Origin of the sequence: Lutimonas sp. (assembly GCF_051011215.1) — a bacterium.
Lineage (GTDB): Bacteria > Bacteroidota > Bacteroidia > Flavobacteriales > Flavobacteriaceae > Lutimonas.
On record NZ_JBPCUJ010000133.1, the window covers coordinates 1 to 23,227 of the forward strand.

Genomic DNA, 23,227 nt, shown 5'->3' on the forward strand with positions numbered 1-23,227 from the left:
CATCCTACTAGTACAAACGCCATTCTTCTTAACAAAGCGTTAACCTTTTTTTTAAATTTTTATGTTAAAAACTTGGTATATTAACTTTTTATTAAGATTTTTGGCTCAAATTAATTCAAATAATTTATATAATGAAAACAAAGTTAAGTGGAATTATGACGCTTTTACTAGCGTTTGTAGTGCAAATTTCTTTTGCACAAGAAAGAACTATCACTGGTACTGTGTCGGATGAATCCGGAGCGTTACCAGGAGTTAGTGTTTTGATTGAAGGTACCACTTCAGGTACTGAGACTGATTTTGACGGTAATTATTCTATTGAAGCTAGCAGCGGAGACGTCCTTCGTTTTAGTTTTGTAGGTATGACTACGGTAACAAAAACAGTTGGAGCTGAAAGCGCAATCAACGTAACAATGGTCTCTGAAGAAAATACCTTAGATGAAGTAGTAGTTACTGCATTGGGTATTGAAAGAGAAAAGAAATCTTTAGGTTATGCGACTCAAGAAGTGAGTGGAGAAGCAATCAATACCGTTAAAGATCCTAACTTCGTCAACTCTTTGACAGGTAAGGCTTCAGGTGTTGATGTAAAATCTAGTGGTACATTAGGTGGATCAACAAACGTTGTAATTAGAGGGTATTCCTCGATGTTTAACAGTAACCAGGCGTTATTCGTTGTTGATGGTGTTCCAATTAGTAACATTAACAATAACACTTCGAATGTAACAACTGGTCGTGGTGGTTATGACTACGGTAATGCTGCTCAGGATATCAACCCAGACGATATTGAGTCTGTGAACGTTCTTAAAGGTGGTGGTGCTACTGCACTATACGGTTCAAGAGCTGCCAATGGTGTTATCTTGATTACAACTAAAAAAGGTAGAGATCACGGGAACAAAGCAATTGGTGTAACTATCAATTCTTCTGTTACTATGAACACTTTTAACCCTGATACATTTAACCGTTACCAAAAAGAGTATGGTGCTGGTTATTCAGATTACTATTATGATGCAGGTGGGCCTAGAGACGGTGGTTTCTTCGAGAGAGATCTTAACGGAGACGGTGTCTTAGAATTAACAACTGCTTCTACTGAAGATGCTTCTTATGGTGCTATCTTCGACGAAAACCTTTTGGTATACCAATGGGATTCTTGGTATCCAGAATTGGATACTTACTTACAGCCTACTCCATGGGTAGCTGCTGAAAATGATCCAACTTCATTTTTCACAACGGGTGTTACAATGTTTAACAGTGTTGACCTTAACGGAGCAAGTGAAAAAGGTGATTTCAGATTAGGTTATACAAATCTTGACCAATCAGGTATTTTACCAAATTCAAATATTAGAAGACATACAATAGCATTTAATGGTAGCTTAAACTTAACGGACAAGTTCAAGGCAAGTGTAAGAGCTAATTACTCTAACACAGCTGGTAAAGGTCGTTATGGTACAGGTTATGATGCTCAAAACGTATTACAGTCTATGAGACAATGGAATCAGGCTAACGTTGATTTCAAAGATCAAAAAGATGCTTATTTCGCAACAAGAAAAAACATTACTTGGAATGCGAATGATCCATTAACAAATAGAACTCCTATTTATACTGATAACCCATACTGGACTCGTTACGAGAACTATCAAAATGATGTTAGAGATCGTATTTTCGGTGATGTTACTTTAACATACCAGATCAATGACTGGTTAAGTATTTTAGGTAGAGCTACAATTGATAACTACAACTCTTTCCAAGAAGAAAGAATTGCTATCGGATCTGTAGATGTTCCTGAATATGCTCGTTTTAACGAACGTTTTATCGAGAACAACTACGATTTCATGTTAAACTTCAACAAGTCTTGGGATAACTTTACGTTAGCCGGTGTACTTGGTACGAACATTAACAGAATCGAATACTCAAGTATTAGAGCACAAACGAATGGTGGACTGAACGTTCCTCGTTTATACTCTTTGAGCAACTCTGCTAGTCCATTATTAGCTCCAACTGAATACGAATACTATTCTGGAATTAACGGTTTCTATGCGAATGCTTCTTTAGGGTGGAAAAACTTACTTTACTTAGAAGGTTCTTACAGAAGAGATACTTCTTCAAACTTACCAGAGGATAATAATTCTTATGACTACTATTCAGGTTCATTGAGTTTCTTATGGTCAAGTTTATTGAATTCTAATGCGATCTCTTTAGGTAAACTTAGATTTGGTTACGCTAAAACGGGTAACACTGCAAGACCTTTATCATTGTATAACACGTATGCGTTAGGTAACATTACTGGTGGTCAGCCAACGGCTTCTCTTCCAAGTAGAAACAACAATGCTAATCTTCAGGCTGAGACTTCAAACGAACTTGAATTAGGTTTGGAAATGGCAATGTTCAAAAACAGATTAGGACTTGACGTTTCATTATATGACAAGACTTCTGAAGATTTAATTACTCCTGTAACTATTAGTGCTTCTACTGGTTATACTGGTCAGTGGTTAAATGCTGGTGAAATTCAAAACAAAGGTATTGAAGCTACTGTTTGGGGTTCTCCTGTGAAAAACCAAGATTGGGAATGGAGAATTGATTTGAACTTTAGTAAAAACCAAAGTGAAGTATTATCATTGCCTTCAGGTCTTGACAACTTATTATTAGCAAGTGTACAAGGTGGTATTTCTATCAACGCTACAGTTGGTGAGCCTTATGGTATGATTCAAGGTACTGACTTTGTTTATGCTGATAACGGTGGAAAAGTTGTAAACCAAACTACTGGTTTTTACGAAAGATCTGCTAGTTCTACTGAGAACTTAGGTTCTTACCAGGCAAACTTCAGAGGAGGTATTAACAACAGAATTACATGGAAAAACTTAAGCTTTAGCTTCTTGATTGACATGCAAGATGGTGGTAATGTATTCTCTTTAGATACTTGGTACGGAAATGGTACAGGTATCAATGATAACACAGTTGGAAATAACGATCTTGGAAATCCAGTTCGTAACCCAATTGATCAAGGTGGAGGTTTAGTTCTTGATGGTGTTACACCTGATGGATCTCCTAACACTGTTAGAGGTAGATATGATTATTACGCAAATGCTTTAGGTTGGGTAAGAGCTCCAAATGCATTACACGTTTATGATGCTAGTTTTGTTAAACTAAGAGAAATGTCTTTGTCTTACAAACTTAACAGCGACGTATTCAGAGGAAAAATTCAAGCCATGACTTTTACAGCAATTGGTAGAAATTTACACATATTCAGTAAAAACACTCCTTATTCTGATCCAGAAGGCGGATTGAGTTCTGGTAATATTCAAGGTTATCAGTCTGGGGTTTACCCATCAACTAGAGACGTAGGATTTAGTGTTAAAATAGACTTTTAATAATGAAAAAAATGAAAAAAATGAAGAATTTATTTTTAATAGTTCTACTTTTAGTTGTCTCAACTTCGTGTGAAGATTTTGAGGGCTGGAATGTAGATACAAAAAATCCGGCAGAAGTTCCTGCAGATTTTTTAGTGACAAGTGCTGAATATACACTCTTCTTGAGATTGACGAGTATCAGTGTTAATTACAACATCTATAAGTACTATTCGCAGAATGTTGCGTCTACTACCTACCAGGATGAGCCTAATTATGATTTAAGAACAAGAGATATTGGTGGTACTATGTTTACTTACTTATATCGTGATATTTTGAATGACTTGGCTGATGCTAAACAAATTGTTACAGATAACAACGATTTACCTGCAGACAAAGCGAACAAGTTAGGACAAATTGAGTTGTTAGAAGTGTTTACATGGCACATATTAGTTGATACTTTTGGAGATGTTCCTTATACTGAAGCTTTAAAAGCGGCAGATGGTACATACTTACCTAAGTACGACGATGATCAAGCAATTTACACTGATTTATTCAGACGTTTAGACCAAGCTTTAGTTACTTTACAAGCTGGTGGAACAGGTTTTGCTGATGCAGATTTAATCTACAATGGTGACTCTGACGCGTGGATCAAATTTGGTAACTCTTTGAAATTGAAAATGGCTGTTCGAGTTGCTGATGCTGATCAAGGCTTAGCTATAGCTAAAGCTGGAGAAGCATACTCGGCTGGTGTTTTTGGATCTGACGAAGATAACTTTGAATATCCATTTGAAGCAAGTCCACCAAACACGAATCCTTTATGGACTAGTTTAGTTCAATCTGGTCGTTCTGACTTTATCGTTGCGAACACATTTGTTGACTTGATTGTACCTTTAAATGACCCTAGAACTCCTATCTTCTTGGATGATAACATTACTCCTTATGAAGGTGGAATCTATGGTGTAAATAGTCCTTTTGCGAACTATACGCATATTGGTCCTTACTTCCAGGAGTCAGATCTTCCAGGTTTGTTAATGTCTTATTCGGAAGTTATGTTCTTGGTAGCTGAAGCTGCTGCTAAAGGTATCCTTTCAGGTGCTGATGCTGAAGCCTACTATAATGAAGGTGTTACTTCTTCTATCAAATTCTATGGTGGAAGTGATGCTGATGCTGCTGCTTATTTAGCACAACCAACTGTTGCTTATGGAACAGCCACATATGCTGAAAGAATTGGAGTTCAAAAATACCTTGCTCTTTATATGATCAATGGATTTGAATCTTGGAGTTCTTGGAAATTATTAGATTATCCTAAAATGAATATTGCAGGTGGATCTTTATTACCAGTGCCAAGACGTTATATCTATCCTAATGACGAACCTAATATTAACGGTGACAACTATGATGCAGCTTCTGCAGCAATAGGTGGTGACAATTTAGATTCTCGTGTATTCTGGGATATCAACGGTAAAGGAAACGATAACGGAAATACTCCTGACTAAAACTTAATATATAATTTAGATTAGACACTTTTTATATGTTGATACCATCCCGCCTCTGGCGGGATGGTTTTTTTTTATAATCACTCATACTTTCCCACCTCACTTAGTCTCTAAAATTATCTTACCTTCGCAGCATGGAAAAAGACACAACCAAGATCTTCGGATTACGGGCTATTTTAGAAGCGATCGATGCTGGTAAAGAAATTGAAAAAGTATACCTTCAAAAAGAGATTCAGGGCTCTTTAGCAAAAGCGTTGCAACATAAGATCAATGACAATAATATATCGTATAGTTACGTCCCGATCGAAAAACTCAATAAGCTTTCAAAATTTCAAAATCATCAAGGAGCTGTTGCCAAAATATCTTCCATTACCTATCAAGATCTGGATAGCGTTTTAGAGGAAATAGATCTTGCCGCCGCTCCCCTTTTCTTGCTGTTTGACCAAATTAGTGATGTGAGAAATTTAGGTGCGATGCTGCGAACCGCAGAATGCACAGGTGTTGATACTGTGATCCTTCCTTCTCATGGAAATGCCCCGATAAATGCCGACGCTATTAAAACGTCTGCCGGTGCTGCCTTTAAACTTTCCATTTGTAAAGTAAATCACATCTTAGACGCCGTTTATCAGTTAAAAGCTCATGGTATTCAGATTGTTTCTGTTACGGAAAAGACCCACACATCCATTTACGACTTAGACTATGCTGGGCCTACTGCTGTTATCATGGGATCAGAAGACAAAGGTATTTCGAATTCTGTTTTAAAGAATTCAGATCACAAAGGGAAACTTCCATTATTGGGTGATATAGAATCATTAAATGTCTCTGTGGCATGTGGCGCTACTCTTTATGAGATTGTTCGTCAGAGAGGCTTAAAATAGTCTTATTCTTTTAATTCATTTGATTCTTTTCTCCAGATTCAGCTTGAGTTTCTCGTTCTTCGAATAACTGATCAAATTCATCTGGTTCATAATTTTCTTTCTCCCAATCATACTGAAATTTTTGAGGTCCTGAACTCCTGTAAAAAATTGCAAAAACAATTCCAATAAGCAAACCAGACAAGTGACCCTCCCAGGAAATACTTTCCTTTACGGGCAGCACATACCAAACCATACTTCCATATAAAAAAATAACCATCAACGAAACGGCAACAAGCCTGTAATTTTTTCGAAGCACACCGCTTAAAAAAATAAAACTAAAGAGCATATAAATGATTCCACTGGCACCAATATGATAGGAATTTCTTCCAATGATCCAGGTGAGTAACCCAGTCAGAAAAGCCCCATAAAAAAGAACCTTCCAGGCAATTTCTCTGTAAAAATAAAACAGGCTGAAAAGCAAGACAAACAATGGAGCTGAATTATGATAGAGATGTTTAACATCACCGTGAATAAAAGGCGAAAGAAAGATACCCCTTAATCCCAAAAGATGTCTGGGATGAATTCCATAGGTATTAAAGTTAAAACCCTGCTTTACTTCAAACCAATAGACGAACCAGATAAAAATCACCAAATACAATGGTACCGCCAAGATCCAGGGCGCAAATTTAAATTCTTTTTGACTCATGAACTGAAAGCTCTAAAAAGCTAAAATACAATAATCCTCTAATTAATCCGGTCGTGTTCATCTACATAGAAAATCATTGGCAAGACTTTAATCATGTAAGTTTTTAGTTTACTTTTACAGGATGAATCAACCCTTGGCAGAAAGAATAAGGCCGCATACTTTGGAAGATTACGTGAGTCAGCAACACTTGGTCGGCAAGAATGGTGCCCTCACTGCTCATATTCAAAATGGATTGATTCCATCATTGATTTTATGGGGTCCGCCAGGAACCGGTAAAACGACGCTGGCCAACATCATTGCTACACAATCCGGCAGACCTTTTTATTCTTTAAGCGCGATCAATTCCGGAGTTAAAGAAGTAAGAGAAATCATTGAAAAGGCAAAATCTTCGGGAGGATTGTTTACTGCGAAAAACCCCATTCTTTTTATTGATGAAATACACCGTTTTAGTAAATCACAACAGGATTCTCTATTAGGAGCTGTTGAGAAAGGCTGGGTAACGCTGATAGGTGCTACTACTGAAAACCCAAGTTTCGAAGTAATTCCCGCCCTCTTATCAAGATGTCAGATTTATATCCTAAATGCATTTGATAAAAACGATCTGATTTCTCTATTAAAACGCGCTATTGATAAAGACAGCTATATTTCTCAAAAATCTGTTGAACTGATTGAAACAGAAGCCTTGCTGCAACTCTCAGGAGGCGACGCGAGAAAACTATTGAATATATTTGAGTTGGTCGTCAATTCTCAAACTGCTCCCATAAAAATCACCAATGAACTGGTGTTGAGCAAGGTTCAAAAAAATACGGTTCGCTATGACAAAACCGGTGAACAGCATTATGATATCATTTCTGCCTTTATAAAATCAATCAGAGGTAGTGATCCCAATGCAGCTGTCTATTGGCTGGCCAGAATGATTGAAGGAGGTGAAGATGTCAAATTTATCGCCAGAAGATTATTGATTCTCGCCTCTGAAGATATTGGGAACGCCAACCCAACGGCTTTGATTCTCGCCAATAACACCTTTCAGGCAGTATCTGTTGTCGGCAATCCTGAGAGCAGAATCATTTTAAGTCAATGTGCGGTTTACCTGGCCAATTCTACCAAGAGTAATGCCTCCTATATAGCCATCAATAAAGCCCAGCAAGCAGTAAAATCAACCGGAGACCTTTCTATTCCTTTGCACCTTCGAAACGCACCAACCAAGTTAATGAGAGAACTGGATTATGGAAAAGACTATAAATATTCGCATGACTTTCCACTAAACTTTGCGGAGCAAGAGTTTTTACCAGATGAATTAGCGCATCAAAAATTTTATGAGCCAGGGAACAACCCGCGCGAAAATCAGTTCAGAGAATTTTTAAAAAAGCGTTGGAAATCTAAATACGACTATTGATACATCGCTTATTTTAGCTCGGTAAATGTCAGTGTTTTTAGAGTCCCGTCCTGATACACATCAACTCTTAAATTTCCCACATCATCAAAATAAGCCGTGGTCTCTTCCACTCCATCCATTGGTTTCTTCCAGGAAACCTTAAACACATTTGGCAAGGAGGATTTTTTAAACGTTCCTATCAATTCTCCCGGCTTGTAATTGTTGTTTTTACTTTGACTGACAAAAGCCTGCAATTGAGCTCCCTGATCCAACAACAAAAAAGAAATATTTTCATTCTGAAAAGCTCTGGCAACACTTTCGTTCTTTACAGTATCAGCTTCTGGTGTTTCCTCCACCTTCTTTTCCTCAGCAGCAACAGGCACGACTACAGCCGCTGCGGGTATCGGTTTCTCAGATACTTTAGACTGGGTATCAGGGCTTTCTATAACTGCCTCCTTAGGTTCGCTCTCTTGCTTCTCTTGATTTACAACCGTTGTAGCTGCCACAGCAGTCACGGCTCCACTTGACGCAGCATTATCATTTATGTCTGAGGCTCTATCAGCAATCGTTGGATCATACACGTAATTTAAGGCCTCAATTGAAACAAAACTTTTCTTTAAGGCATCGATATAAGTCTTGTCCAATTCCTTGACTTTACTTTTTCCTTCCAAACTTCGAAAGACCTCTTCACCCGCACAATTATCCAACACCAGAAATATTTTTGTCGTAAAAGCACTGGAATTATTAAGAACATTCGCTCTGAGTCCGAGACAAGGATCGGTAATAAGATCCTCCGGGAAACTGGCATCATCATAAAAAACCTGATATCCTTCTTCAGCAAACAGATGCTTCGTGTAAGAATTAAGCCTGTATTGATTCTCTTTCTTTAAGAAATCATATTGTTTGGGGACAATGATATATTTATAAGGATTCAACTCACTTTGAGCATACATATTTCCAATGAATAGGAAGATCATTAAAAAAAGAGAAAAGCGCTTTAACATCATTTTTTGTTTATTTAAAAATAAAGTTCATTCCAAACTGGACTGACTGATAATTACTGTCTTTCAAAGATGCCAAAGCTACTAAATTATCCGCGGTCGCATAAAAATTAAAACTTTTTATATGTGTGGAAAAACCAAAACCAATATTATAATAAGAAAATTTATCTACGGTATACGTGGCTTTGATGGATATATATTTGTTCAATTCTCTTGAATAAAACCCAGTGACAGCCCATAAGGGGTATTTTGGTCTAAATTCGGTAAAAACCTGCATTCCAAAAGTGCTCAACAAATAATCACTCGACAAATCTGCTCTGACATTTCTAAAAGCCTGAGGATCCTGTTTCACCTTTCTTTTCCTGTCATACCTAAAAGCGGCATTGAGCTTGGGAGATCGAAAATAAGAAAAACCAATTTCATCCGTTGTCATCGGCAATTCATCCGATAAATATTTAGCCCTCCAATAGTCTAACTCATTTCCAGTGGGATTATAATACTCGTCTGAAGCGATTTCAGCATCTTCAAAATCAATCGTTGTTAATTTATGTTGAAATGACAGCGCACCAAGATCCAGTAAACTTCCTGAAAAACTCAATTCATCGGTATGCTGATAGTTAAATCCCAGATCCACAGCTGCTCCAAGATTCCCGTTCACAAAAAATAAGCCTGCTATTAATTCTGCTGTGGAGCCTACATCATTACTCAGATCAAAGGGATCCAAAATACCCGAGGTATTTAGCCTCACCCTGATATCCTCATAATTATGAATAAAAGGTTCACTTGACAAGGGATCCAGTCCTAAATAATAAGTTCCTGAATTATCAGAAGTTTCAAGACCTAAAGAGCCTGATAAGAGCTTAAGTCTTCCACCTATATTCAATTTTTCATTCACTTTTTTACTGATTCCAACATGAAACACACCCACCAGTTCAAATACAGTATTCACATGGTCCGCAGTATATTCTTCTCCAAATTCAGGCACACCATTCTGGTCCTGATCATCTCCATAAAAAAACAAGTCACCAAAATCCTCGGGATAACTTGAAAAACCATCGGTATGCTGGTACATGCCAAAACTTAGATAATACGTCGGATTATTCAAACGAAATCCCGCATTGAGAAGTTCGATCTGTTGATGAAAAAGAAAGACTTCACTGTCCTTCAACCCTAAATCATGCAAATTTCTAATGACATCTCCTGAACTATCTGTTCCCTCCGTTAAATTATTATAAGTTACATCCCTGTTCGAAGCACCTGCCACGGCATAGACATTTGATAATAAAGGTACACCTATGTGTCTTTCATAATCGACAACCGCTCCGGGATTCAACATCAAAGTCTGAGGTAATTGATCAAAACCGTATAAAATCTGCATGTTCTGGGCCATAGCACTTGTGCATAACAAGAACAATGTTAAGTATGTACAGTATGTTTTGATCATGAGGGGAAAATCTAGCAATCTTGTTCACAACGATGGCTAAATATACAGTTATTTTCCCAAATGATTGATTTGAACTGTACTACAAAAAATTTTTCAATTCAATCAGGTTCTCAACACTGTTAACTTCTTCAGTTGCCGATTCCCCATTAAACTTGCAGAATATCACATGCATTCCCATATTCTTGGCACCTAAAATGTCTGCTTCAAAATTATCGCCTATCATCATACTTTCATTGCTTACGGCATTTGTCAGGTCCATGGCGTATTTAAAAATCTTTGGGTTCGGTTTTTTAACACCCACTTTCTCCGAAGTGATCACTTCATCAAAATAAGGTAACAACTTGGAGTTTTTTAGTTTCCTGTTTTGCACTTCCTCAAAACCATTTGTAATAATGTGCATTTTGTATTTGGCAGCCAGATAATCCAATACCGGTATAGCATTATCAAACAAGTCATTATGATCTGCCAAATAAGTAATATACTCCTCAGATAACAGGTGAATTAAGTCATCATTATAGGAAAAATCAATCGATTTAAACGTCTGTTGCAATCGTCCGTAACGCAATTCCGCTTTACTTACCTTATCCTCTCTGAAAAGCTTCCAATACTGATGGTTGATAGGCTTGTATACCTCAATAAATTTATCAAAATCAATACTGAGATTATTTCTATCAAAAATATGAGAAAAGGTTTTTTTTGAATTGCTTTCAAAATCCCATAAAGTATGGTCAAGATCGAAAAAAATATGTTTAATGGCCATAGGCTGTTAATTATTCGGAAGTTTCAATGAGGTTATAGAATTTTTAAAAATAATGAAATACATTGACAAAAAGAGCAGGCCAATACTGATTCTGCCCAATAGTTGAAGATTTGTAATATAAATAACTGTTTTGTAAAGAAGAAATTGCAGCAGTAAAACACCGATAATCTTACTGATTTCTCCTATCCATTTATAAGGTAATTTACGAATAAAACTATCTGTAGTTAACAACAGTATCAACATAAAAACATAGGAAATCAAGGTAGACCGAGCTGCCCATTCATAGCCAAAACTACCCACCAGTAACAGGTTTAACAGTACATTTAAACCTGCTGTAAGCAGCGCTATTAGCCCCAGCCTTGTCAGTTGGTTCGAAAATTTCAACCTCAGTTCAAAAAAATTAGAGAGGCCATGCAGAAAGGTGGCTGCAAAAATAAAGGGCATGATCAGATATGCTTCTCTGAAAGCGGGTCCTAATAAGACCGTTGCAAGTTCTTCCGAGAACAGAGACAAATAAAAAACAATGGGAACACCGATCAACAAAAATGGATACATATAAACAGACAGCTCTTCTTCTGCTGCTTTAAAATCTGTTTCCAACCTCCTCAAAAGTCTTGGATTTATCGTGTTAAAATAAACGGTAATTAAGGCCAATACTGATAATTGGGCAATCTTCGACACCTGATCATAGATCCCAACTTCTTCGAGTTTGTAATACCAGGCTATAATATACCGATCACTATAGGCAATGCTTAATAAACTAATATTTAAAATAAGTCCAGCACCTCCATAGGTCAGCAATTGTTTAATAACAACGATTCTAACCTCCTTTATTGCAAGAGATATTCCGGCTGGATTTAAATAAGCAAGCACTAACATAGCAGCCAGATCAATGACGGCCAAACTGCTTACCAAAGCAACAATACTTTGCTGATAATGGAATACTAATAGTAAGGCAAGAAGGAATCCAAGCACTGACTTTATACCATGAAACATGGTATAATATCCAGATTTACCATTGAGCCTTACAACCACCATGTATCCCATAAACAACTGGTTAAAAACAAGTTGAAGAAAAGAAAACAGAATTAAATCTTTCACTAATTCATTTTCAGAACGAACAAACCAGCCAACAGTAAAAAAACTCAAAAAAAAGCAGGAGATCAAAAACAAGGTGGCAAGATTACTGTAAAGACCTACAAGTGCTCCTTCTTCCCTGTACTTCGCATAATAACGCCAAAGACAGGAACTGATCCACGAAAAGAAAATCATTCCCAAAAAGGTATAGGTGATGCTCACAATACCAAGTTCACCAAAAGAAGCTTTGTCAAAATGCCGCGTAAAAATCGGGGTCTTTATAAAACCAAGGATCATAGGAACCGAGGAACCTAAAAAATACCATAGAAAGTCCTTTTTAAAGACATGAGCATCTAAAAACTTACCCTCTTGCATCTAGTTTTGTTTTATAATGACCCACTAATTTCTCAAATTCTATTTCCCATCTATATTTTGTCTGAGCCGCGGACCGGCCCATATCACTTAATTGTGAAAATAAATCCTTGTCAGTTAACAACTTGACTATTGCGGAAGCTACCTCTTCATCATTCGTTGGATCAACGGTTACTCCGCAGGCATCCTTTTCAATATAGGTTTTCATGTGACCAAAATTACTGGCAATAATTGGCAGTCCATGAGCCATATATTCAAACAGCTTAATTGGCATGCTCAACTCAAATGTCTCTACTTTTTTCAACAAAACCAACCCAATTTTGCTCTGGGCATAAAATCCCCCAACTTTTGTATAAGGAACCGCATCATGAAGTTCTATCTGCTCCTTAAGGCCATGCTTATCAATCATTTGTTGCAGTTCTTCTTTAAAGGATTTAGGATAATAATTCCCTATAAAAATAGCTTTTATATCAGGTAGATCATCCGATGCCTTTTGAATGCCCTTGACCATCTCAATGGCTCCCCTTATTTCGCTGACAGCTCCACAGTAGATCAGATCGTACTTCTTCTGTTTTAAATCATGATCCTTTGCAGCGATAATAGTATCCGCATAATTATAAAGTACGATCGACTTCTCTTCCCCGATATGATGTGCAAAATTCACCCTTACATTGTCTTCATTGGCGATGACCAAATCATAGTTTGATGCCCGTTTTTTCTCCCAACGATCTACCCAGGAAGCAAAAGTTGCTACCACCAAGGGTACGCTACTTTTTACATAGGATCTATAATCTTCAGCATAAGGCTCTCTCGCATCATAAATGACCACAGGTTTATGGCTCAACTTCTTAAACTTTGGTCCGAGCCTGTTAATCCATAAATCATGAAAATGATAAATGTCTGCCTCTAATAATTTGGCCTGATCAAACATTCGCCTGTAATTATTCTTCGGGTTAAGTCTTTTCAAAAAGAAATTGACAAATCTATTCTGAGCAAAAGTTTTCAACTTAAACATGGTATAATGAACTCCTTCATTGCTGATACCCTGTTCATCCTTTGGACCTATCAGCAGGTAATGAACTTCAAACCCTCTGCCGACCATAGGTACTGCCATTTTCCAATAAATCCTATCGTCATAGAGGTCATGACGATCAGCCAAATAACAAATAATAGACTTTCCTGACATACTCAAAATGGTCTTTTTCTGAAATAACTATATACCTCGGGTTCAGCTCCAAAACTTTGGTAAAATTTTTCCACTCCAGGCAACATGGATCCCTCGAAGTCCAATACCAATTTCTGTTGCTGAAATTCTTGTATTAGTTCATAAATGATATAGGAAGGTATGTCCATTTTCTTACCAAGCTCATCAGCAAAAGGGACTAAATACGTAATCCTATGCATATCTTTCAGCCAAATCAATCCTCCGACAAACGCACCTTCTTTAAATACATTCCACACCTGCACATGCCTGTTTTTTGATTCACATAGATTCCTCAAATTATCAATAGCTGTATTAGAAAGTGAAAAAGATTTTTGCATGGTTTTATAATGAGTCAAAAATACTTCACTGTCACCCTGCTTATCAAGAACACAATCTCCAAATCCTTTTTTGAAGATTCGCTTACGGTTTTTATTGGATTTCTGAATGATTGCCTCAAAAGCTTCATCCATAGGCAGCAGATAGTTCTTTCTAAAACTGATATTGTTCCCGGAAAATTTGTTCATAGAATTGAACTGGTAGTCGATCCATTGAATTTTTCTGGGAATGGTTGCTATAAAACTGTCGATTAAATCCTCCGTAATTTCTTCTGAACTGAACAGACCCAATTGTTGAATCCAGGCGGGCATATACACATAAGGAATGCCATATTTTTTTCGATTGGGAAGCGGCATCACTACTTCATAGTCTCCTTTTACAATCAGATCCCATCGATCACAGGTACAATCCAAATACCAGCTTGTCGCATAGATTCTATGGCCGATTGAATTATTTATACATCGGTCATATTTGATTCTGTCAATATCTTTCGCTACAACAAACCTGATCATTATTCTTTTTTAGCTAAGTCATAAAACCTTACTCAGCTCTACTAGCAAGCTTTCATAGACCCTTCCCCAGCCTCTCCATCTGCCGGATCCACCTACCGATTCGTTATGAAAAATAGTAATAAAGGTGCCATCCACCTTTCTCACTTCTTTTGCCAATCTCATCATGGTATTAAAGGCTTTCTTGGGTGTGAAATTCAAATAATCCTTTAAGGTTGCATCCATAGCTGCAAAAGGAAATACTTTTAAAGGCGTCTGAATTTCAAAATCCAAATCATAAAAATAGAAAGGTGTACAGGTACTGGCTCTAAATCCATAATGGGAAGCATAGCCCATTGAAAATTCCTCTGAAATCTCGAGGTCTACCAAATGCTGATAGGTTTCCGGAACTTCAATGCGCAAATAGTGCTGACGCGATCGTTTAATTGGGAAATTAACAATGCCTTCCAGTATTTCTTTTTCCTTTTTAATTTTGAGTTCATTTTTCATACTAAAATAAGAAGGGTGAACTCCCACTTCTGCATAGTCTGCAATATTCTTGATTAACAATTTATAGCTTGTATTTCCAGGCGAAATGTTTTTATCGAACGTGCTGTAATCACCAAGTAAAAAGAAGAATATCGTTTTGATACCGTATTTCTTCTTCATCATTAACAAACGTTTATACATATCGTAAGGATCTCTTCGTATATTAAATACAACCAGAAAACGCATCCAGATATTCTGAATATTAAAATGAATCAAATCCTTAAGAATTCCACCTACACTTCTGGTAAATCCTTTGTGTTTGTATTGGTAGGCATTATCAATATCAATGGTTGATATATAATTGAACTTTCTGTTGCTCTCTCGAATCTCCTCTCCAAAACTTTCAAAATGCCTGCTAAGAATTTCTCTGAATTTATAAGCCCACACATCAATTACAGGTCTGTCAAGAAATTTATGCTGATAAGCCAAGCTCTCAGAAGCCGGAAACCGTTCATATTGATCCTTTACATGAGGCAGGTATTCTTCATACCTGCTCAACAGGTAAAAACTTGCGGCAAAAATGTCGCAAGGGACTTCGGCGGAAAAATTTGTTTGAAAAAAACAGGGGTCATCATCCCATTTCACCACAGTGATATCCAGATAATCGATTCCCTGATTAAACAACAGGTCATTACTCTTCACGAACAACTCACTACCCAAGGCCTGTTTGGTATAGGAAAATTTTGGTCCGTCATGACCTATAAACTCTTCTATCTTATTGGTAAAACCAACTTCGATAGAAAGCGTACGCACAAATATATGTCTAAAAATATATGTTAAACGCGGGGTTATTTTGTGGGTATAAACTAAGAGCATAGTTGGTTCGTTTGACAAACCAAATGTAAACTATAAAAAGCGTATTATAAAATCTCTTTTTCAAATCCAGTCATTGTTGTTTTTCTCTCTTTGAGCCTATCTCAGAGTTTGCCCTGATCGGCAAAACTATAAAATGAGGCCTCCGTAATAATGACATGATCAAGCACCTTTATATCCAGTAGGCCACCTGCTTTGACAACCTTATTTGTTAAAGAAATATCGGAGCTACTCGGCACCAGATTTCCTGAGGGATGATTATGGCAAAGAATGATACTGGTGGCCCCAAATTCAAGTGCTTTTTTAAAAATCAGACGTATATCGACCAAGGTCGCCGTAATTCCTCCCATACTCAAACACCACTTGTATTTCAATGTATTGGCATTATTAAGTAACAAAACCCAAAACTCTTCGTGTTCAAGGCTGCCCAACACAGGTTGCATGATCTCATACACGGTAATAGAGCTAGACAGCTTTTCCTGTTCCACTTTCTTTCTATATAGTTGCCGCTTTCCCAATTCCATAGCCGCAAGTATGGTTAGGGCCTTTACCTTTCCGATGCCTTTGAATTTTTTGAGCTCATTGACACCTAGTTTTGACAGGTTGTTCAAATTGTCTGCTGCTTTTCTGAGAATTCTTCTCGAAATCATCAGCGCGGTTTCATTATGACTGCCAGAGCCAATTATAATCGCTAGTAATTCGGCATCTGACAGTGCACCGCTGCCTTTTAAAAATAGTTTTTCTCTTGGTTGCTCTTCAGTCTCCCATTCTTTGATAATCATTTCCTTTTATCCTTAGTTGATTTATTAGTAGGAGGATCAACCCATAGATATAAAAGAAAAATAATACCTTTGTATTCCAGTAAGGTGAGAGTCTAACTGTTCATTCATTTTACAGAAATGTTCAATCAATTGGATTAAAATGAAAATAATTATTGCAGGGGCCGGCGAAGTAGGATTTCACTTGTCTAAGCTGCTTTCCTATGAATCGCATGAGATCATTCTTATCGATAAAGACAAAGACAGGTTGCTGTATGCCGATTCCAAACTTGATATCAAGACCTTGCAGGAAGATGCCACTTCTATTCAAGCACTAAAAGATGCCAATATTGAACACTCCGACTTATTTATTGCTGTAACCTCTTCTGAGACCACGAATATTACAGCCTGTGTGATTTCTAAAAAACTTGGCGCTAAAAAAACCATTGCAAGAATCAGCAATTCGGAATTCACGGACAAAAAAAATTCCATCGACTTTTCCGAATTAGGTATCGATGAATTGATTTCCACTGAAGAATTAGCCACAAATGAGATCAAATTGCTGCTGGAAAAAGCAACCTTCAATGAAACTCATGAATTTGAAGAAGGTAAGTTGACCATGGTCGCCATGACCATCAGAAAATCGGCGCCTTTCGTGGGAAAAACTGTTATGGATGCTGCCGGAATTTACGCAGGCATCAACTTCATGCCGGTGGCGATCAAAAGAAAAAATTCTGCTGAAACAATTATTCCAAGAGGAAACACGGTTTTTGAAGAAGGCGATCAGTTGTATTTTATCACACTGGAAAAAGGGGTTGAAGAACTCAACAGACTATCTGCTGTTAAAAATAAGCCGATCAAAAATGTGCTGATTCTGGGAGGAAGTAAAATCGGGGCGAAGACCGCGAGAGACCTTTGTGGCAAAAATCTAAACATAAAACTCATCGAATACAAGAAAAAAAGAGCGATTGAGTTGGCTGATGAATTACCGAATGCGCTGATTATTTATGGAGACGGCCGTGATGTAGAATTACTCGAGGAGGAAAATGTATCTGAAATGGATGCCGTCGTGGCGGTAACAGGAAGGTCAGAAACAAATATCATGTCCTGCCTGGTGGCCAAATCCAAAGGTGTGGAAAGAACCGTAGCCTTGGTACAAAACGTTGATTATTTTAGTTTGAGTAAAAATATCGGGATCGATACCTTGATCAATAAAAAACTGCTGGCGGCAAATAGTATTTTTAGATATATCAGAAAAGGTGATGTCTTAGAGATGACCATCTTAAATGATGTAAATGCAGAAATTCTAGAATTCAATGCTCCTAAAAATTCCAAAATCACTAAAAAAAGTATCAAGGATCTTAAATTCCCAAGAAATGCCATCATTGGAGGAGTCATCAGAAACAACACCGGGATGATTCCTTTGGGAGATTTCCAGATTCAGGAAAATGACAAAGTGGTGGTATGCTGTTTTCCAAAAACTATTTCAAAAGTTGAGAAATTCTTTAATTGATCCCTAAATGAAAAAATTCAATTTTAAGATCATACTTCAACTGATGGGTATCCTGCTGCTGTTCAACGGAGGTTTTATGCTTATTTCAGGGTTGGTTAGCTGGTATTTTGACGATGGAGTAACTCAAGGCATATTCTTAGCCGGGGGTATCACAATTTTGGTAGGTCTTATTTTAAGGTTCATTACAAAAGGCTTTGAGAAAAAAATTAAAAAACGTGAAGGATACCTCGTAGTAACCCTGGGTTGGGTGACCATGTCGTTATCCGGAGCACTCCCCTATATTCTTTCAGGTGCTATTCCTTCTTTTACCGATGCTTTTTTTGAAACCATGTCTGGATATACCACCACGGGTGCATCAATTATGAATGATATTGAAATCATGCCTCGGAGCATTCTGTTCTGGAGAAGTACAACACATTGGATTGGAGGTATGGGAATCATTGTACTTGCGATTGCCATTCTTCCCTTACTGGGTATTGGAGGAATGCAAATGTTTGCAGCTGAGGCCCCAGGTCCCTCTGCGGATAAATTACACCCGAGAATAACAGACACGGCCAAACGTTTATGGTTCTTATATTTTGGTTTGACACTCAGCGAAGCTATTTTATTAAAATTAGCAGGTATGGGTTACTTTGATGCTATTAATCATGCCATGAGCACCTTATCCACCGGTGGATTTTCTACAAAGAATGCCAGTATCGCCTTTTGGAATGACCAACCTTTAATTCAGTACATCATAAGTTTCTTTATGTTTGTCGCGGGAACAAATTTTGTTTTGAGTTATTATGCCGTAAAAGGAGACTTCTCCAAATATCGAAAAAACGAAGAATTCAGGTATTATTTTGGAAGCATTATAGTTCTCACAGTAGTAGCCTCTTTGGTTATCTATTTCTATGCCAATGTTTCCATAGAGCCCACAGCTATTCAGGCCATTGCCCATCCACAAATATTTGGCCCTGTTGAAAGTTCCTTCAGACATGCTTTATTTCAGGTACTGGCCGTCATCACTACCACAGGTTTTGTCTCAGCTGATTTTACCATCTGGACTCCTTTTTTAACGGTGATGTTTTTTATAATGATGTTTTTAGGTGCATCGGCAGGTTCAACCGCCGGTGGTGTTAAATACATGCGGCATATTATCATGATCAAAAACGGTTTTTTAGAATTCAAAAGAAGTTTACATCCCAACGGAATTGTTCCTGTGCGTTACAATAAAAAAACGGTTACCAGAGGAATTGTTTTTAATATCATGGCCTTCTTTATCCTCTATCTGATCATCTTTGTGATTGGTTCTCTTGTTTTTAGTTTTATGGGAATCGACTTTATGACTTCGGTAGGTGCTGCTGCCTCTTCCTTAGGCAACGTCGGTCCGGCATTAGGAGATCTTAGCCCGGTTAATAATTATGCGAGTTTACCGCCTTTTGGAAAGTGGTGGTCTGCACTCCTCATGCTTTTCGGAAGACTTGAATTATTTACAGTATTAATAATTTTTACTCCATATTTTTGGAGAAACAGTTAAGTCTTATATCTATTCGTATACTTTTTTTTGAATCTTTCAATTTGATAAAAAATTGGAACCCTATTTATTTTCTAAAATCAGTAACTTGCACCCAAGAAATTATATATCTATGAAGATTGCCAAACCATATATCCCAAAACATAAAATTCGTATCGTTACTGCCGCCTCTCTCTTTGACGGGCATGATGCAGCGATTAATATTATGCGTCGAATTATTCAGGCAACCGGGGTAGAAGTGATTCATTTAGGGCATGACAGAAGTGTTGAAGAGGTTGTCAATACCGCGATCCAGGAAGATGCCAATGCCATCGCTATGACCTCCTATCAGGGCGGTCATAATGAGTACTTCAAATACATGTATGATTTATTACAAGAAAAAGGGGGCGCTCATATTCGCATATTCGGCGGAGGCGGAGGCGTGATCTTACCAAAGGAAATCGAAGAATTGATGGCCTATGGCATCACACGAATTTACTCACCTGATGATGGAAGGCAAATGGGACTTCAGGGTATGATCAATGATATGATTGAAAAATGTGATTTTGACCCCTCTACCCTACCTGATATTACAGCGGATTTAAACAGGGATCTTCAAAAAAACCAAAGCCCGGTTATAGCGAGGTTGATATCCCTGGCTGAAAATCAACCAGCTGCTTTTGAAAAAAAATTCAAAGAAATTGGCAGTCCTAAACATAAAACCCCTGTTTTAGGAATTACCGGTACAGGCGGGGCAGGAAAATCATCTTTGGTCGATGAACTGGTAAGAAGGTTTCTGTCTGATTTCAATGACAAAAATATTGGTATTGTTTCGGTGGATCCTTCAAAAAGAAAAACCGGAGGTGCTTTATTGGGCGACAGAATTAGAATGAATTCTGTCAATAACAACAGGGTTTATATGCGTTCTCTGGCCACGCGTCAGTCTAACCTTGCTCTTTCCAAGCATGTGAATGAAGCAGTCAACATATTAAAAGCTGCCTCTTTTGACCTTATCATTTTAGAAACTTCAGGTATTGGTCAGTCGGATACCGAAATTCTTGACCATTCTGATCTATCTCTTTATGTAATGACTCCGGAATATGGGGCAGCAACCCAATTAGAAAAAATCGACATGCTTGATTTTGCAAATTTGATTGCGCTCAATAAGTTTGATAAAAAAGGAGGTCTCGACGCTTTAAGAGATGTAAAAAAACAATTTCAGCGAAATCAGCAATTATGGGAAGAACCCGTTGAAAATATGCCCGTATTTGGCACGATTGCTTCACAATTCAATGACCCCGGAACCAATAATTTATACAAAAACATTATTGACAAACTGGATGAAATAACAGAAAATTCTTTCCTTTCTTCCATGAAATCAAGTGCTGACGTCAGTGAAAAGCAATTCATCATCCCCCCTAAAAGGGTTCGTTATCTATCAGAAATTTCCGATACAAACAGCAATTATGACAGCTGGTCAAAAGATCAAAGTGCTATTGCTCAAAAACTGTATGGGTTATTCCTCACCCTTCAAAATATTTCCGACGATGGATTTATAGTTGATGCGAATGGTCTGAAAAAAACGCAGACCAAGACGGAAACAGGCGAGGAAACCAACCCTTTGATTGAATATCTCATACAGGAATTCACAAAGACCAAAATGAACCTGAGTCCCCATAACTGGGAACACATCATAGGTTTCCAAACAAAAAAACAAGCCTATAAAGATGCTATCTTTAAGTTTAAGGTAAGAGACAGGACCATTGAAATAAAAACACATGCCACGTCCCTTTCACACCTGAAAATACCAAAAATTTCATTGCCAAAATACGAGGCATGGGGTGATTTGCTCCTATGGATTTTACAAGAAAACCTTCCTGGTGAATTCCCTTTTACGGCAGGAATTTATCCGTTTAAGCGAACAGGTGAAGACCCTACAAGAATGTTTGCCGGTGAAGGAGGTCCTGAAAGGACAAATCGCAGGTTTCATTATGTAAGTCTTAACGCCCCTGCTAAAAGATTGTCAACTGCTTTTGATTCGGTGACTCTCTATGGGAATGACCCGGATCACAGACCAGACATCTACGGAAAAATCGGGAATGCAGGTGTTTCCATCTGTTGCCTGGATGATGCCAAAAAATTATACTCAGGATTTGAACTGACCAATCCATTGACGTCGGTTTCAATGACCATCAACGGGCCGGCTCCGATGTTATTGGGCTTCTTTATGAATACTGCTATCGATCAGGAATGTGAAAAATATATTGCTGCCAACAAACTGGAAAAAGAGGTAGAATCAAAAATTAAAAAGATCTACGAGAAAAAAGGCGTTCAAAGACCACAATATCAGGGAGATCTTCCGGAGGGAAATAATGGTCTGGGACTGATGCTTCTTGGGGTTAGTGGTAATGAAGTTTTACCGCAGGAAATTTATGCGGCCATAAAGAAAGATACCTTATCCAAGGTTCGAGGTACGGTTCAGGCTGATATTCTAAAAGAGGACCAGGCACAAAACACCTGTATCTTTTCCACTGAATTTGCCCTGAAAATGATGGGAGATGTACAGGAATATTTTACGGATAACGCGATTAGAAATTTCTATTCAGTGTCTATTTCTGGCTACCATATTGCCGAAGCCGGAGCAAATCCGATTTCTCAACTGGCATTTACCCTGTCCAATGGATTTACCTATGTGGAATATTATTTGAGCCGAGGAATGGACATCAATAAATTTGGGCCGAACCTGTCATTTTTCTTTTCCAACGGAACAGATCCTGAATACGCCGTAATAGGACGCGTTGCCAGGAGAATCTGGGCCAAGGCCATGAAGTTGAAATATGGGGCCAATGCAAGAGCACAGATGCTGAAATACCATATTCAGACTTCCGGTAGGTCTTTGCACGCACAAGAGATAGATTTTAACGATATCCGAACCACTTTACAGGCACTCTATGCCATTTATGATAACTGCAACTCCCTTCATACCAACGCCTATGATGAAGCCATTACAACCCCTACTGAAGAGTCGGTAAGAAGAGCCATGGCCATTCAATTGATCATCAATAAAGAACTGGGTCTGGCAAAAAATGAAAATCCTTTACAAGGTTCTTTTATCATAGAAGAGTTGACCGATTTGGTGGAAGAAGCTGTCTATGCAGAATTTGATAAAATTACTGAAAGAGGTGGTGTTTTAGGGGCCATGGAAACCATGTATCAACGTTCAAAAATACAGGAAGAAAGTCTTTATTACGAAGAATTAAAACACAATGGCCAAATAGAAATCATTGGTGTAAATACTTTTCTGAACAGCAAGGGTTCTCCAACGGTGTTGCCTCAGGAAGTCATCAGGGCAACCGAGACTGAAAAAAAATACCAGATCAGTGTTATTGAAAACCTGCATACAGCGAATAAGGAAGAAGTCGAAAACCAAATTACCACTTTAAAAAAGTCTGCTATTGAAAATGAAAATATCTTTGAGCAGTTGATGGAGGCGACCAAAGTGTGTACCTTGGGACAGATCACTGAAGCCCTGTTCGAAGTTGGTGGTCAATACAGGCGCAATATGTAATTATTTTCGGTTGATTCCTCCATGCTTTCAACTGTTTTTAAAGTTGCATTATTATTGTAGTTTTACCTGCATAA

16 protein-coding genes are annotated in these 23,227 nt (G+C 37.8%); 7 read left to right on the forward strand and 9 right to left on the reverse strand.

What is annotated here, in order from left to right:
- Positions 1-131 precede the first annotated feature (131 nt).
- From ACR2MV_RS13005 to rlmB, 3 genes are all read left to right on the forward strand, one after another.
- Positions 132-3,362 (forward strand): SusC/RagA family TonB-linked outer membrane protein, encoded by a 3,231-nt coding sequence (locus ACR2MV_RS13005; RefSeq protein WP_434022352.1) that lies wholly within the window; start codon positions 132-134, stop codon positions 3,360-3,362.
- A gap of 20 nt (positions 3,363-3,382) precedes the next feature.
- Positions 3,383-4,837: a SusD/RagB family nutrient-binding outer membrane lipoprotein gene (locus ACR2MV_RS13010; protein ID WP_434022389.1), complete on the forward strand. Its 1,455-nt coding sequence runs from the start codon at positions 3,383-3,385 to the stop codon at positions 4,835-4,837.
- A gap of 134 nt (positions 4,838-4,971) precedes the next feature.
- Complete coding sequence (gene rlmB / locus ACR2MV_RS13015; RefSeq protein WP_434022353.1) at positions 4,972-5,715, forward strand: 23S rRNA (guanosine(2251)-2'-O)-methyltransferase RlmB; 744 nt, start codon at positions 4,972-4,974, stop codon at positions 5,713-5,715.
- A gap of 10 nt (positions 5,716-5,725) precedes the next feature.
- Here rlmB and ACR2MV_RS13020 read toward each other — a convergent pair whose 3' ends face one another.
- On the reverse strand, positions 5,726-6,400 hold the full coding sequence (locus ACR2MV_RS13020) for a rhomboid family intramembrane serine protease (RefSeq protein ID WP_434022354.1): 675 nt from the start codon (positions 6,398-6,400) through the stop codon (positions 5,726-5,728).
- A gap of 121 nt (positions 6,401-6,521) precedes the next feature.
- Between ACR2MV_RS13020 and ACR2MV_RS13025 the strand changes: the two genes are divergently transcribed.
- Positions 6,522-7,796, forward strand: a complete 1,275-nt coding sequence (locus ACR2MV_RS13025) for a replication-associated recombination protein A (RefSeq protein ID WP_434022355.1) — start codon at positions 6,522-6,524, stop codon at positions 7,794-7,796.
- Between the two features lie 8 nt (positions 7,797-7,804).
- Here the strand turns inward: ACR2MV_RS13025 and ACR2MV_RS13030 are convergent, their stop codons facing one another.
- The 8 genes from ACR2MV_RS13030 to radC form a co-directional block, all read right to left on the reverse strand.
- Positions 7,805-8,782: a hypothetical protein gene (locus ACR2MV_RS13030; RefSeq protein WP_434022356.1), complete on the reverse strand. Its 978-nt coding sequence runs from the start codon at positions 8,780-8,782 to the stop codon at positions 7,805-7,807.
- Positions 8,783-8,789: 7 nt separating this feature from the next.
- Positions 8,790-10,220, reverse strand: a complete 1,431-nt coding sequence (locus tag ACR2MV_RS13035) for a DUF5723 family protein (protein ID WP_434022357.1) — start codon at positions 10,218-10,220, stop codon at positions 8,790-8,792.
- Between the two features lie 79 nt (positions 10,221-10,299).
- Positions 10,300-10,980, reverse strand: coding sequence for a YjjG family noncanonical pyrimidine nucleotidase (locus tag ACR2MV_RS13040; RefSeq protein WP_434022358.1), 681 nt, complete (start codon positions 10,978-10,980; stop codon positions 10,300-10,302).
- Between the two features lie 6 nt (positions 10,981-10,986).
- Positions 10,987-12,432 (reverse strand): lipopolysaccharide biosynthesis protein, encoded by a 1,446-nt coding sequence (locus ACR2MV_RS13045; RefSeq protein WP_434022359.1) that lies wholly within the window; start codon positions 12,430-12,432, stop codon positions 10,987-10,989.
- Positions 12,419-13,615, reverse strand: a complete 1,197-nt coding sequence (locus tag ACR2MV_RS13050) for a glycosyltransferase family 4 protein (protein ID WP_434022360.1) — start codon at positions 13,613-13,615, stop codon at positions 12,419-12,421. The genes ACR2MV_RS13045 and ACR2MV_RS13050 overlap by 14 nt, the downstream gene beginning before the upstream one ends.
- Before the next feature lie 2 nt (positions 13,616-13,617).
- The gene (locus ACR2MV_RS13055; protein WP_434022361.1) at positions 13,618-14,481 is read right to left on the reverse strand and encodes a hypothetical protein; all 864 of its coding nucleotides are present in this window, start codon (positions 14,479-14,481) and stop codon (positions 13,618-13,620) included.
- Between the two features lie 18 nt (positions 14,482-14,499).
- Positions 14,500-15,759, reverse strand: a complete 1,260-nt coding sequence (locus ACR2MV_RS13060) for a polysaccharide deacetylase family protein (RefSeq protein ID WP_434022362.1) — start codon at positions 15,757-15,759, stop codon at positions 14,500-14,502.
- A 164-nt stretch (positions 15,760-15,923) separates the two neighbouring features.
- Entirely contained in the window at positions 15,924-16,601 is a 678-nt protein-coding gene (gene radC, locus ACR2MV_RS13065) for a RadC family protein (RefSeq protein ID WP_434022363.1), read from the reverse strand.
- A 139-nt stretch (positions 16,602-16,740) separates the two neighbouring features.
- On the opposite strand from radC, the gene trkA reads away from it, so the two are divergent.
- From trkA to ACR2MV_RS13080, 3 genes are all read left to right on the forward strand, one after another.
- On the forward strand, positions 16,741-18,090 hold the full coding sequence (trkA, locus tag ACR2MV_RS13070; RefSeq protein WP_434022364.1) for a Trk system potassium transporter TrkA: 1,350 nt from the start codon (positions 16,741-16,743) through the stop codon (positions 18,088-18,090).
- Positions 18,091-18,097: 7 nt separating this feature from the next.
- Entirely contained in the window at positions 18,098-19,609 is a 1,512-nt protein-coding gene (locus tag ACR2MV_RS13075) for a TrkH family potassium uptake protein (protein ID WP_434022365.1), read from the forward strand.
- Positions 19,610-19,718: 109 nt separating this feature from the next.
- Entirely contained in the window at positions 19,719-23,153 is a 3,435-nt protein-coding gene (locus ACR2MV_RS13080; protein WP_434022367.1) for a methylmalonyl-CoA mutase family protein, read from the forward strand.
- Positions 23,154-23,227 lie beyond the last annotated feature (74 nt).